13 protein-coding genes are annotated in these 13,424 nt (G+C 33.4%); 7 read left to right on the top strand and 6 right to left on the bottom strand.

The window, feature by feature from the left end; all coding sequences use genetic code 11:
* Positions 1-51 precede the first annotated feature (51 nt).
* From AC23MB_RS04510 to AC23MB_RS04495, 4 genes are all read right to left on the bottom strand, one after another.
* Positions 52-588: a GNAT family N-acetyltransferase gene (locus tag AC23MB_RS04510; RefSeq protein WP_487786623.1), complete on the bottom strand. Its 537-nt coding sequence runs from the start codon at positions 586-588 to the stop codon at positions 52-54.
* A gap of 67 nt (positions 589-655) precedes the next feature.
* Positions 656-2,311: a gliding motility-associated ABC transporter substrate-binding protein GldG gene (gene gldG / locus AC23MB_RS04505; RefSeq protein ID WP_487786622.1), complete on the bottom strand. Its 1,656-nt coding sequence runs from the start codon at positions 2,309-2,311 to the stop codon at positions 656-658.
* A gap of 25 nt (positions 2,312-2,336) precedes the next feature.
* The gene (locus tag AC23MB_RS04500; protein ID WP_374330794.1) at positions 2,337-3,065 is read right to left on the bottom strand and encodes an ABC transporter permease; all 729 of its coding nucleotides are present in this window, start codon (positions 3,063-3,065) and stop codon (positions 2,337-2,339) included.
* Between the two features lie 58 nt (positions 3,066-3,123).
* Positions 3,124-3,669, bottom strand: coding sequence for a CopD family protein (locus tag AC23MB_RS04495; protein WP_312324626.1), 546 nt, complete (start codon positions 3,667-3,669; stop codon positions 3,124-3,126).
* Between the two features lie 125 nt (positions 3,670-3,794).
* Between AC23MB_RS04495 and AC23MB_RS04490 the strand changes: the two genes are divergently transcribed.
* Complete coding sequence (locus AC23MB_RS04490; protein WP_374330792.1) at positions 3,795-5,966, top strand: M12 family metallo-peptidase; 2,172 nt, start codon at positions 3,795-3,797, stop codon at positions 5,964-5,966.
* 64 nt (positions 5,967-6,030) lie between these two features.
* Here the strand turns inward: AC23MB_RS04490 and AC23MB_RS04485 are convergent, their stop codons facing one another.
* Complete coding sequence (locus AC23MB_RS04485; RefSeq protein WP_312324557.1) at positions 6,031-6,858, bottom strand: SAM hydrolase/SAM-dependent halogenase family protein; 828 nt, start codon at positions 6,856-6,858, stop codon at positions 6,031-6,033.
* Positions 6,859-6,958: 100 nt separating this feature from the next.
* On the opposite strand from AC23MB_RS04485, the gene AC23MB_RS04480 reads away from it, so the two are divergent.
* The 6 genes from AC23MB_RS04480 (at position 6,959) to AC23MB_RS04455 (ending at position 11,911) form a co-directional block, all read left to right on the top strand.
* On the top strand, positions 6,959-7,921 hold the full coding sequence (locus AC23MB_RS04480; RefSeq protein ID WP_312324558.1) for a PhoH family protein: 963 nt from the start codon (positions 6,959-6,961) through the stop codon (positions 7,919-7,921).
* A 9-nt stretch (positions 7,922-7,930) separates the two neighbouring features.
* Positions 7,931-8,383 (top strand): hypothetical protein, encoded by a 453-nt coding sequence (locus AC23MB_RS04475; RefSeq protein WP_487786621.1) that lies wholly within the window; start codon positions 7,931-7,933, stop codon positions 8,381-8,383.
* Between the two features lie 272 nt (positions 8,384-8,655).
* Positions 8,656-9,306, top strand: a complete 651-nt coding sequence (locus AC23MB_RS04470) for a porin family protein (RefSeq protein WP_487786620.1) — start codon at positions 8,656-8,658, stop codon at positions 9,304-9,306.
* Positions 9,307-9,397: 91 nt separating this feature from the next.
* Positions 9,398-9,916 (top strand): hypothetical protein, encoded by a 519-nt coding sequence (locus AC23MB_RS04465; protein WP_487786619.1) that lies wholly within the window; start codon positions 9,398-9,400, stop codon positions 9,914-9,916.
* 226 nt (positions 9,917-10,142) lie between these two features.
* Complete coding sequence (locus AC23MB_RS04460) at positions 10,143-10,787, top strand: outer membrane protein (protein ID WP_487786618.1); 645 nt, start codon at positions 10,143-10,145, stop codon at positions 10,785-10,787.
* A gap of 443 nt (positions 10,788-11,230) precedes the next feature.
* Entirely contained in the window at positions 11,231-11,911 is a 681-nt protein-coding gene (locus AC23MB_RS04455) for a porin family protein (protein WP_312322554.1), read from the top strand.
* Positions 11,912-11,990: 79 nt separating this feature from the next.
* Here AC23MB_RS04455 and ffh read toward each other — a convergent pair whose 3' ends face one another.
* Entirely contained in the window at positions 11,991-13,358 is a 1,368-nt protein-coding gene (ffh, locus tag AC23MB_RS04450) for a signal recognition particle protein (protein ID WP_487786617.1), read from the bottom strand.
* Positions 13,359-13,424: the final 66 nt, after the last annotated feature.

The raw sequence follows: 13,424 nt of genomic DNA, 5'->3' as shown, positions 1-13,424 counted from the left end.
TTTATTCAAGTTTTAGAAGTAGAAAGTTTAGATTAAATCCGAATTAAAAGATTACAAATTTTCATTCACAATTGCGTACAAAATATGATTGTGGTATATATTTCCTTTTCTAGTGTGGGCTTTCATTTCGCCTTCTTTTTTCATCCCAGATTTTTCTAAAACTTTTCCTGATGGAGGATTAAAATCAAAATGTGTTGCAAAAATTCTTTTCAGTTTTAAATGTTTAAACCCAAAATCTATAATTTTAATAACAGCTTCTGTTGCAAAACCTTGGTTACAAAAATTTTCGTCAAGCCAATAACCAAGTTCAGCTTTATTAAAATTTTTGTCAATGCCTAAATCGATACCGCCAATTATTTTTTGACTGTCTTTTAACCGAATTGCGAAGATGTATTGATTTTCATTTTTAAAACCATTTTCTGAAAGATTAAGCCAAAATTTTGCACTATCAATGGTGTAAGGAAACGGAATGTTAATCGTGTTTTTAGAATAAACTTCGTTGTTCAAAATTTGCACTATATTTTCTAAATCACTTTCTTTTGGAGCATCAAGAATTAATCGTTCAGTTTCAAGTTTCGGAAAATCCATTTGTCTTTTTGGTTTTAATGAGGTTTAAAAATAATAAAAAAACCTGCCGAATTTGACAGGTTTTGTATTATGAAAATTGTTTTTTTCTGAGCCAGAAGAACAATGCGCCCAGCACGCCCAAAATCCCTAGTGGTAAAAGGAGATTGGTCCATTGCCATTTTTGACGTTCAGCATCAATACGTTGTTTGTCGAGAAGACGCATTTCTATATTTCGGTTACGAAGCGCCATCAAGTTGGAGTCGTCCAAAAGATAATCGAGTGCATTTCTAAGGAATTGCTCGTTGCCATAACGCTGTTGCGTTAGATAATCGAAGCCTAGAGGCATGGCTTGACCTTTTACGGTTTGATTTCTTGCAATATCACCATCGGCAATCACAATCATTTTATTGTTTGAACTTTGATTTTTAAAATTCGGGAAGCCATTTTTTTCGCTTCTTGTAGCATAAGCCGACTGGAATTTTCCTTCTAAAGACACTGCAAAAATCTTAGGTGTAGACGCCTGTTCCATTGCACCAATACTGTCCATTTTTACCATTTCGGAAAGTGAAACATAATTCGGAATACTCTTCGTAATCGTGTGGCCGCTCGACTCAAATAAAACGTTAAATTTTGTATTTTTTCTTGAAAGTGTATCAATAGAAGTTGGGAATTCAAACTTAACAGGATTAATATTTTTCGTTATTGCGTTTTGATTTTGCGAAATACCAAGTGGGAAATAAGGCCACATCAAATTCGTGAATTGTGGATTACCAGCCACTTCGCCAGTCACCAAACGAATTAGAGCCGATTGCTTCATATCCTTAACCAAACCAGGATTAACACGAACGCCGTAACTGAACATCATGTCCGTCAAATTCATATCAACAGGATATGCCATAATCTTTTTGGAACGGAAAAGCGTGTCCATCTCGGCATTAACGGCATCTAACATCCAAAGGCTTTTTCCGCCATTCATGATGTATTGGTCAAGAATAACTTTTTCGTTGGTTGTAAAAGCTTTACGAGGTTTTGCAATCACCAAAGCGTCCATTTGTCGAAGTTTTGGGATGTCAGCAAGACTTAACTCAGTTTTATTTTCTGGGATAATTGGCCCAACATTATAATTTTCTAAAGCCATTTCCACAAAGCTGGTGAATTCTTGTTTTCCCAATTCGTCTTGGTTAACCAAAAATCCAATATTTTTCTTTTGTTCTTCGGTCATCGCTTTGATGTTGGAAGCAAAATTATATTCAAGACTTTCGATGGATTTGTTAAGTTGCTCGCTCGAGTCGATGCCTGTTTGTTGGATAATTAGCGGAATTGCAAATCCGTAGTCTTCATATTTGATGGCAGCATAAGGATACATCACGATGTTAGTGATTTTGCCGTCTTTGATGTCTGGTAACATTGACGGTTGCATGCCCATTGCTTGCAAGGTGTCCATTGGGATTTTTTCGGCAATTGGATCACGGAATTTGTAATCTATTTTTGGATTGATTTTTCGGAATTCGTCCAAAAGGAATTTCGTTTCGTTTTGTAATTGTTTAAAAGAAGCTGGGAAATCGCCATCCAAATAAACCTCGATCATTACAGGTTTTCTAATGGATTCCAGCATCTTAATAGTGGCATCCGATAGTGTGTAACGCTTTTCTGAAGTTAAGTCAAATCGTTTGTAGAACACGCCAAAAATGCCTAACAATAGCAAAAGTCCTACTAGAATATATATGATTTTGTTTTTGTTCATTTTTTTAAAAAAAATATAGGAAATTTTACTTCTTTTTTGATACCGAAAATTGAGCGATTTTAAGACAAATAAACATTACAAATACAAAATAAAATAAATCTCGAGTATCGATAAGTCCTCTTGTAAAAGACATAAAATGCTGATAAAATCCAAAATTCTGTAAAATAAAATCTGCGCCACCTAGCAACTTGTAACTTGCTAATTGTTCGATGCCAAAATACATGACAAAGCAAAGCAATACACCAAGTAGATACGCCATGATTTGGTTTGACGAAAATGATGACGCTAAAATTCCTAATGCCGAAAAACCTCCAAGTAAAACAATTAAGCCAAAATAACTTCCAAAGGTCATTCCCATGTCGATGTTGCCTTCCGGAATTCCTAAATTATAAATGGTATAAAAATATATTAAAGACGGAATTAAACATAAAACGCCAATCGTCCAAACGGAAAAAAACTTTCCATTAATGATCTCCGAGATTTTTAAAGGTTGAGAAAATAACCAAAGTAAAGTCCCAGATTGTTGTTCTTCTGCCAGACTTCGCATCGTTAAAGCTGGAATGATAAACATCAAAAGCCAAGGCGCCAACACAAAAAAGCTTTGTAAAGATGCGCTCCCGATGTCTAATATGTTGAAACTGTTTTCGAAGAAGAATAAAAATAAAGCCGATACAAAACTAAAAGCGCCGATGATCACCCATGCGCTCCAGTTTCCGAAATAGCTCCAAAGTTCTTTTTTAAATATTGCAAACATGCTTCTTTGTAGTGTTTTGTATGTGTTGTTTAGTTGATATTTCGCTTCTAACTTAGACTTACTTTTTTCCTTTGTTAACCCATTTGACAGTTGCCATGATCAGCATGATAATAACGATGAAACTCACTAATAATTGCCACCAATACGCGATAATGTAATATTTTAAAATCACTGTAAAAACAACGCCAAATAGTAAGAACGTTGCAATTTCGTTGATTTGTCGTAGTTTGATATTGGAGGTTTTTAAAGCTTTACCATTTAAGATTTGTAGGCTTTTCGTTTTTCTCCAAGCCCAAATATGATAGGCTAAAAGTCCGATCAAAAATGTTAATTTTAAATGAAACCAAGACATTTTCATGAGACCAGTATTTAATCCAATCATAATCAAACCGCAAGAAAGCATGATAATACCAGCAGGAGCGATGATGATGTTCCATAATCTTTTTGCCATGTAGGCATATTGCTCGCGCAGGATATTTTGTTTTGGATTTTCGAAATCGTCGGTATCTTTATAATACACGAAAATTCTTGGTAAATAAAACATTCCAGCAAAATAGCTGACCATAAAAATAATGTGAATCGCTTTGATAATCAAATAGAGCACGTGTCAATTTTTTGCAAATATACTTTTAATTGCTAAAACAAAATTGACGATGCCTCAAATATCTTGTAAATTGTGAAATTGATTTTTTTATCTTTTATTTGCAAAAGATTAATAAAAAATTAAAAATGAAAGGAATATTACAAGTTATTTTCTTGTTTTGTGCGTTTTCTTTATCTTTTGGTCAATCTGGACAAAAAGTAGCGAAGAGAATTATTGATTACAAAACAAGTAAACAAAGTTTTGAAAGCTACAATTTATTTAAAAAAAACGAGGACGCTAGCAAAAATGCTGTATACAAGCAATCTGCGACTGATGCTATTGTACTAGATCTTGACAAGAAACAATTAGAGAATTTGGTTTTAAAACGACCAACAGCTATCGAAATGACTTTTCCGTTTCGTGAAAAAATGATTACTGTCGAATTGTTACAGAATGATATTTTTGGAGGTGAAAAGAATTTGACTGTTCAAACGGACAAAGGGGAATTCAAAAATTATAAACCAGGCGTATATTATCAAGGTATTATTAAAGGTGATGCATCTTCAATAGTTGCGTTTAGTTTTTTTGAAGATGATGTTGTAGGATTGGCTTCTGATCTTAAGATTGGAAATATCGCATTAGGAAAGGCGGTTTCTTCTGAAGATTTTATTGTTTATTCCGATGCTACTTTAACGGGGAAAAGTCAGTTTATTTGTAAGGCTGATGCTTTGATGGAAAATCAAAATCAGAAAATTTCATTTGATCCTGATACAATCTCTAAAACGGCTCAAACAACCGAGAATTGTGTAAGAGTGTATTATGAAATCTGTAATAAACCTTACATTCAGAATGGGAGAGATGTTACTAAAACAACCAACTGGATAACAGCAATCCATAATAATATTGGAACTTTGTACAATAATGATGGCGTTAAAATGTCATTGCATGAGATTTTTGTATGGACTTTAGCTGATCCTTATACTGGAAGTTTTGACGAAAATTTAGCAAAGTTTAAGGCTACTCGTACAACTTTTAATGGAGATCTAGCGCATCTCGTTAATTATCCTTCAACGACAAGTGTAGCTTACCTTAACTCTTTGTGCTCTACAAGTAAATATGCTTATTCCGGTATTAATATGACCTATTCAAATGTGCCAACTTATTCTTGGACTATTATGGCAATGACGCATGAGATGGGACATTCTTTAGGTTCGCCACATACGCATGCTTGTGTATGGAATGGTGATAACACGCCAATCGATGGTTGTGGCCCAGTTGGCGGTTTTTCCGAAGGTTGTGATGGTCCAATTCCCGCAAAAGGAACGATAATGAGTTATTGTCATTTGGTAGGTGGTGTTGGTGTTAACTTGGCATTAGGTTTTGGTCCGCAGCCAGGCGCGTTAATTCGTCAGACGGTAGACTCCAAAGCTTGTCTTAATACAGATTGTGTGACAGGTTGTAATCCCACGGTGTCCAATCTTCAGATTTCCAACCTGACTCCAAATTCTCTTACAGCGACAATTATTGATAATAATGGAGGAACTGAATGGAAATATAAAATTGCTAAAACGGATGGTACTGTTGTTAAGACTGGTGTTGTAACTAATAAAGTCATTAATATTGCTACTTTAGAACCTAATACATATTATACTGTAAGTGTTGGCGTTAATTGTGGTGGCGAAAACTCTTATGCCTTGACTCAACTTATTATGACAGATGCACAATGGTGTGGTAATAATTATAATTTTACAGATTCTGGAGGCGAAGATCGCGATTATGGTAATAGTGAAGTTATTATTAAAACTTTTACACCTAGCAATCCTAATGATAAAATAAAGCTAACGTTTACTGAGTTTGTAACAGAACAAGGTGGAGATATGATGAGAATTTATGACGGACCTAATATTGCATCAACACCATTTTTACATAACGGTTCAATTAATATTTCGGGAACGCAAAATTTAGGTTCTTTCGAATCGACACACCCGACAGGAGCAATCACAATACGTTTTTCATCTAATGCTTCGGTTGTTGAGAAAGGATGGATTGCGAAAGTAGAATGTAAAACATTATCTACTATTGATGTTAAAACGATCGGCTTTTCATTAGCTGTTACTGGATCAAAAAATACATTAATAGTAAAATCAAATAAAGTGATTGATAAGTTGGAGATTTTTGATATGGCTGGAAAAATTGTTAAAACAGATCTAGCAGTTGATAGAAATTCTGAAGTTAACATTAGTAGACTTGCTGCCGGTGTTTACGTCGCTTATGCAACCATTGAAGGACAAGTTATTTCTAAAAAGTTTGTTAAATAATTTATTAAGAAATTAAATATAAAAAAGGCGTTTGTTAACAACAAACGCTTTTTTATTTTAGACTTTACTCGAATTCGATATAGATTTTTTCGCCCATATTCATACCGAATAGAGAGGCGGCGCCGTTGTGAAGACTGCCTTTGTATACAGTTAATTCGAGAAGATTATTATCATTAAATATAACCGCAGATTTACCGTGATATTCTTGCTCTTGTTCCCAATTTGGGATTAAATCTGTGTATTGATTAAAAATCTTTGTCAAAACTATATTCCTGAATTTAATCGTAAAAGATTCGAAATTGCTCGCATGTTTTTCAAAAAGACTTTTATGGATATTTGAGATCACATTTCCAAAATTATCGACATACATTACTTCGCCGATAATCATTTTTTCGGAAGCTTTGTAGCTCGCATTCACAAAAAAAGTCTCCTTTGTATCTAGCGTTGGACGACCAATAACTTCTGGCACGCCACCGTTAGAAAGGTGGATGGCTGCAGGGACAAAAATATCCGTTGCCGTAAAGTTAATCGTGTCATCAAATCTTTTATTCAATGTGATTTCGTAAACGTAATCAGGTTTAATATCGAAAAAAATTAAATTAAGAACGCCGTTGTCAGCCGCTAAAAAGTAATGTCCATCAACTTTTGCAAGAATGTTTTTTCGGTCTTTATGATAAAAGCTGTCAACGCAAATAATGTGAATACTGCCAGTTGGGAAGCTTTTGTAAGAACTTCTAATAATATAGGCCGTCTGTTGAAGATTGTAGGCTAAAATATCGTGGCTAATGTCAACCAATTTTATGTTTTCGTTCTGACTAAGAAGACTGCCTTTGATGCAGGCAACGCGATGGTCGACGGTTCCGTAATCCGAAGTTAAACTTATAATTGGCATCTCTTTTATTTTATGCAAAATTAACTATAAATATATGCTCAGGTCAAGGCTTTCCTCAAATCAATTCTATATATTTGTTAGGAAAATACTCTGAAAATATATGTATGAACTAAATTATGAAATTTCTGACATCGATACAAAAGTCTTCTATGGTGTACAGAATCAATACTTTAATCTAATTAAATCTAGCTTTCCAACTCTTAAAATTACGGGTCGCGATAATTATATTTTTGCGATGGGTAATCAAGAAACTTTGGATGTTCTTAAATCTAGACTAGACGATATTGTTGCTTTTATCTCTAAACATAATAGCATCGACCTCAAAAATGTTGAATCTATTTTAAAAATAAAATCGGAGGAAGAAAAGCAATTGGTTTTTGATCAAGATATCATTGTTAAAGGTGTTAACGGTAAAGTGATCAAAGCTAAAACTTCCAATCTAAAAAAATTAGTAAAAACAACCGACAAGAAAGACATGGTCTTCGCAATTGGACCCGCTGGTACAGGAAAAACCTATACCAGTGTGGCTTTAGCGGTGCGGGCACTTCGTGATAAAGAGGTTAAAAGGATTATCTTGACTAGACCAGCTGTGGAAGCGGGGGAGAGTTTGGGATTTTTACCTGGCGACCTTAAAGAAAAATTAGATCCATATTTACAACCATTATATGACGCCCTTCGTGATATGATTCCGCATGAGAAGCTAGAAGGCTTTATGGAAAAGAAAGTTATAGAAGTAGCACCTTTGGCTTTTATGCGTGGACGTACGTTGGATGATGCTTTTGTAATTTTAGATGAAGCGCAAAATACGACACATTCTCAAATGAAAATGTTCTTAACAAGAATGGGAATGAATGCTAAATTTATTATCACAGGCGATCCTAGTCAGGTTGATTTACCTAAAAATCAACAATCTGGACTTCGAGAATCGATGAGGATTTTGAAAGATGTTGAAGAAATTGGTTTTGTGTATTTAACAGAAGAAGATGTTGTTAGACATCCGGTGGTTAAGAAAATTATCTTGGCTTATAATAAGGAAGATCAGCAAAATCAACCAAATAAATAGTTTTTTCGCGTGAAATACTTATATATATTGTTGGTAACTGTTTTAGCATTACAATGTTCACCTCAAAATAAAGTAGTTACTTCTGGTTCGGATGCAATCGCTTTTGAAGTAATTCATCAATCAAAACTTGAGATGTTAGGAGATAATACTTCCAGAATATTAAATAGTCAACAGGAGATTGACTATTTGTATCAGTTTTTGAATGCTTCGCCGAAAGGTTATGGACAAATTCCTATTCCTGCGTATGATGCTAACGAAAACCTCATTGCAATAAATGCAACGCCTAAAAGTATGAATGATATCAAAGTTGTTTCTATTGTAAAAAGTGATGATAAGTTGAATATTATTGCCGAAGATGTCGAAAACCCACAATTAAAACCTGAATCGAGATGGAAAAGTACGATCATAATCAAGCTTTCAGGAGTTTATCATAACCAAACTATTAATTTTAATGTTAAATAAATTAACATAATCGAAAATTTTAATAATTCGTAATCTTTTGCAAAAGCCTGTGTAAGCAGGTTTTTGTGATTTTATTAATAATAAAATCATAAAATTTGTTAATTTAAGAAAAAATATTATATTTGATATAATAATAACTAATAACCATGAATGGCTTTTAATGATAGTAATTGTGTTGGAAGTTTACGAATTATGCAAATTTATTTTGTTATCTATATTTCTAGACCTTTTTCCTTTATTAATAAAGTATTCAGGATTGTTAAGTTTAAAAATTGAAAACAATTAATCATTTATTAAATTTTGAAATCATGAAAAAATTATTTTTAGTAGGTGCTTTAGCACTTTTTGCAGCAGTTAATGCGCAACAAACAAAATTTGGTGTTAAGGCTGGTTATGTCATGTCAACACTTTCTACAAAAGCAGGAAGTGAGAAACTTTCTAGCGATGCGAAGTCCTCTTTTTATGTTGGAGGTTTAGTTGAGCATAAGCTAACAGATAAGTTTGCATTACAAGGAGAAATTCTATATGCTGACTTAGGAGGGAAAACAAAAGAAAGTGAAAGTGGATACTCGTATGAATCTAAAATAAATCTAGGTACTTTATTAATTCCTGTTTCTGCTAAATATTTTGTAGCAGATCAGTTTGCTTTAAGCGCTGGTGTTAATTTTGGATTTATTATGTCAGCAAAAGATAAATGGACAGAAACTTATGAAGGAGATACAGAGTCTGGAGAAGAAGATGTTAAGAAGCATATTAGTTCATTAAATCTTGCTCCTTTTGTCGGGGTAGAATATAGCTTGCCACAAGGTTTATTTTTTGATGCAAGATATAATTTTGGTCTATCAAATTTAGAGAAAGATGCACCGAAAGATTATTCTACAAAAAATAGCTTTTTTCAAATTGGTGTAGGTTATAAATTTTAAATTTTCATAACTTAATAAGTTAAGTCGCTCAATTGAGCGACTTTTTTATTTTTTAAGAGAAAGGTTGTATTTTCGCGGCTAATTTATATTTATGAAGAAAATATTATTTTTTGTAATGGCTTTTGCAGCGATTATTTCTAAGGCTCAAGTTAATTCTAATCCTAAAATAGGAGCTCATGTTGGTTTGCCTTTAGGAGATACAAAAGATGCTATTACCGTGACAACTGGTGTTGATGTTGCTTATGTTTGGGAAGTTGCTCCTAATTTTGAATTGGGGATAACTACGGGTTACTCAGCGTATTTTTATAAAGAGGCGCAGCGTATTAATTTTATGGACTATAGATATGACTTCAGACCAGAGCCGACTAGTCTTGTGCCTGTTGCGCTTACTACTCAATATAATATTGCTAAGAAAGTTAGTCTAGGTCTTGATTTGGGTTATGGTTTTGTTTTAAATGAGAACAGAGAAGGAGGTTTTCTATACCAGCCAAAGCTTGGCGTTATTATTGGTAAGGGTAACGAACTTTATATCGGTTATAAAGGCATTAGTGTTAAAGGAGGATCGGTGCAATCGTTTAATATTGGATATGCTTATTCTTTCAGAAAGTAATAATTAAAAAATACTTACTTTTAAGATTAAACCACTTGTAATAGTGTTTTTTTTTATTCAATGTGAGGTATTTTTGAACTTTTCTGAATGCTTTTCTGAAATCATTGCTAAATGTTAAACTTGAACATTTAATTTTTAAATCAAAATAGCTGATATATTTCATAATTTTTGTTAAAAATAGTTAAAACGAAATCTTGTAAATTTGCAGCATCAATTTTAATCATTTATGAAAAAGTTATTTTTAGTAGGTGCTGTTGCACTTTTCGCATCAGTTAATGCACAGATTGCTCAAGGGACAATGTTTATTTCAGGTCAAGTTGCATATTCAGGTAACGAAAGCAAAGTTACTAGTGATTTTGGAACTAGCGATGAGTCTAAAGAAAATTCATTTGCTGTTGCACCAGTTGTAGGATATTTTGTAGCGCCTAATTTGGCAATTGGAGTAGGTGTTGGATATCAATCTACTACTTCTGAGCCAGGTGGAATACTTGGTGAAAGTTTTGATAAATCTACAGTTTCTACTTTTACAGTTGAGCCATTGGTTAGAAAATATTGGAATGTAAGTGATAATTTCTTGTTATTTGGTCAATTGTCTGTTCCTATGGCGTTTGGTAGTCTTAAAGGTCAAGAAAACGGAGAAGCTGATGTTAAAGGAAATGTTAATTCTTTTGGGGTAGTTGTAAAACCAGGTATCGATTATATTATTTCTCCAAATTGGACTATTGAGGCTACAATTGGAGAGTTTGGATATAGATCAACTAGCTTTAAGCCAGAAGAGAATCCTAATAATTTCAAAGTTAAAAATGATAATTATAATTTCGGACTTAACTTAGGATCAGTTACTTTTGGTGTTAAATATCTTTTCAAATAAGATTTTACAACAAAATATTTATTTTAAGAGCAATCGAAAGGTTGCTCTTTTTTATTTTAGATATTAAATATAGTCATATTAGCTTATAATTTAATATCAAAGTTTTTTGCTGAAGCAAGATATTGTTTCTAGTTAAACAATCATCTTAAGAATGCAACTTCGGGTTATTCTGTTTGTGCTAATAATTTTAATGTTGGTATAGGTTACCGTTGTAACTAATTTTACAATAATAATATAAAGAATGCTCAACTTTTTTGGGTATTTTTATGTAAAATTAGTTCACTTAATTTTATATAAACTATAATATTTTTCGATAATTTGGTTTTTTATCTGAACATTTTAGTTGTATATTTTTTTTTAAATTAAAATTTAACGAGTGAATTTTAGTTAAATTTTGTTAATTTGATAAATAATTATATTTTTGCGCAATATTTTAATAAACAATGAAAAAAATATTATTGGTTGGTGCTTTGGCACTTTTTGGGGCAATGAATGCTCAAAAATCTTCTTTTGGTATTAAAGGTGGGTATATAAACTCGCAAATTAATACTAAAGAAAATATGGATTTTGAACAAGTGGCTTTAGATAAAAAAGGGCGTTCTGACTTCTTTATTGGTCTGTTTTTTGAGCAAAAATTTAACGAAAAAATTGCAGTTCAGATCGAAGGTTTGTATGCTGGATTAGGAGGGAAATATCAAGGGCAATTATCAGAATCTGGCAGTTACGCAAAATTAAATATGGATTTTGGATATGAGCAAATTGTTTTCCCGATTTCACTTAAATATTATGTTATACCAGAACTGTCTGTATACGCTGGTCCAAATATTTCCATCACGACGTCTAGCAAAATAAAAGGTGAGTATAAAGAATCTAATTTGCCAGCAGATGTTATTAATGAAGCTAATCAGGAAATGGCTTCGGAGTTACATCAATTTAACAAAGTTTTAAATGATAATTTAGCAAAACCAACATTTGGTGTTCAGTTTGGGGTAGATTATACTTTCATGAACGCATTTGTTGTGGATGCAAGATATAATTTAGGCGTGTCCAAAATCTATAAAAAAGAGGTGGATTCTTCGCTAAAATTAAATTACTTCCAAGTTGGTGTAGGATATAAGTTCTAATCTTAACACATAAAATAAAAAAAAAACTCTCAGAGCAATCTGAGAGTTTTTTTTATCTAAAAATTGAATTAATAAAAAATTATTTTCCTCCGAACAATCCGCCGCCCATTCCTGGCATATTTGGCATCTTGCTCATCATCTGCATCATTTGTTTTCCTTGAGGACCTTGCATCATTTTCATCATTTTCCCCATTTGCTCGAATTGCTTCATCAGTTGGTTAACTTCTTCAAGTTTTCTACCAGCACCTTTTGCAATACGTTGTTTGCGAGGCATGTTAATGGTTGATGGTTTTCTTCTTTCTTCTGGCGTCATGCTATAGATAATCGCTTCGATATGTTTGAAAGAGTCGTCGCTAATATCAACATCTTTTATTGCTTTGCCAACGCCTGGTAACATCCCCATAAGATCCTTCATGTTACCCATTTTTTTGATTTGCTGAATTTGTTTTAAAAAGTCATCAAAACCGAATTCATTTTTCGCAATTTTTTTGTGAAGCTTTTTTGCTTCCTCTTCATCGAATTGCTCCTGCGCTCTTTCTACTAAGGACACAACGTCACCCATTCCTAAGATTCTGTCTGCCATCCTTTCTGGATAGAAAAGATCGAGCGCTTCCATTTTTTCACCTGTAGAAATGAATTTGATTGGCTTCTCAACCACCGAACGAATCGTTAATGCCGCACCCCCACGTGTGTCACCATCCAATTTGGTAAGGACAACACCGTTATAGTTAAGAACATCGTTGAAGGCTTTTGCTGTGTTAACAGCATCTTGTCCTGTCATTGAGTCAACAACGAAAAGTGTTTCGGTAGGTTTTACAGCTTGATGAACGTTACGGATTTCGTTCATCATTTCTTGATCAATTGCTAAACGACCCGCGGTATCTATGATGATAACGTCGTGGTGGTTAGATTTAGCAAAATTAATCGCGTTTTCAGAAATCTGAACTGGGTTAAGATTTCCGTCTTCCGTATATACAGGAACTCCAATCTGACCACCCAATACTTTTAGCTGATCAATCGCAGCAGGACGATAGACGTCACAGGCTACCAATAGAGGTTTTTTACTTCTTTTTTGTTTTAAATAATTGGCAAGTTTACCAGAAAAAGTGGTCTTACCAGAACCCTGTAGACCTGCAATTAAGATAATGGTTGGCTTGTCAGAAAGATTGATGCCCTCTTGAGAACCGCCCATAAGATCAACCAATTCGTCATGTACGATTTTGGTCATCAACTGTCCTGGCGTTAACGATGTTAATACATTTTGACCAATCGCTTTGTCCTGAACTCTTTTGGTAAGATCTTTCGCAACTTTGTAGTTAACGTCGGCATCTACCAAAGCACGTCTTATTTCCTTAACGGTTTCCGCTACGTTGATTTCGGTGATTTTTCCGCGGCCTGATATATTGTGTAAGGCTTTATCGAGTTTGTCTTGTAAACTGTTGAACATCTTTTTGAGTAATTAGGTTTGCAAAAATAATGAATTTATAATAAATAAAGTAGTTCTAAATTATTT

This window comes from Soonwooa sp. T0.1_25, assembly GCF_057652215.1.
Note: the sequence above shows the minus strand (reverse complement) of the source record. Positions and strands in the feature narration are given on the sequence as shown.

Bases quoted from the DNA above. Each gene is read 5' to 3' on its own strand.
- AC23MB_RS04510 (WP_487786623.1), bottom strand. From the start codon at position 588: ATGGATTTTCCGAAACTTGAAACTGAACGATTAATTCTTGATGCTCCA.
- gldG (WP_487786622.1), bottom strand. From the start codon at position 2,311: ATGAACAAAAACAAAATCATATATATTCTAGTAGGACTTTTGCTATTG.
- AC23MB_RS04500 (WP_374330794.1), bottom strand. From the start codon at position 3,065: ATGTTTGCAATATTTAAAAAAGAACTTTGGAGCTATTTCGGAAACTGG.
- AC23MB_RS04490 (WP_374330792.1), top strand. From the start codon at position 3,795: ATGAAAGGAATATTACAAGTTATTTTCTTGTTTTGTGCGTTTTCTTTA.
- AC23MB_RS04485 (WP_312324557.1), bottom strand. From the start codon at position 6,858: ATGCCAATTATAAGTTTAACTTCGGATTACGGAACCGTCGACCATCGC.
- AC23MB_RS04480 (WP_312324558.1), top strand. From the start codon at position 6,959: ATGTATGAACTAAATTATGAAATTTCTGACATCGATACAAAAGTCTTC.
- AC23MB_RS04465 (WP_487786619.1), top strand. From the start codon at position 9,398: ATGAAGAAAATATTATTTTTTGTAATGGCTTTTGCAGCGATTATTTCT.
- AC23MB_RS04460 (WP_487786618.1), top strand. From the start codon at position 10,143: ATGAAAAAGTTATTTTTAGTAGGTGCTGTTGCACTTTTCGCATCAGTT.
- AC23MB_RS04455 (WP_312322554.1), top strand. From the start codon at position 11,231: ATGAAAAAAATATTATTGGTTGGTGCTTTGGCACTTTTTGGGGCAATG.
- ffh (WP_487786617.1), bottom strand. From the start codon at position 13,358: ATGTTCAACAGTTTACAAGACAAACTCGATAAAGCCTTACACAATATA.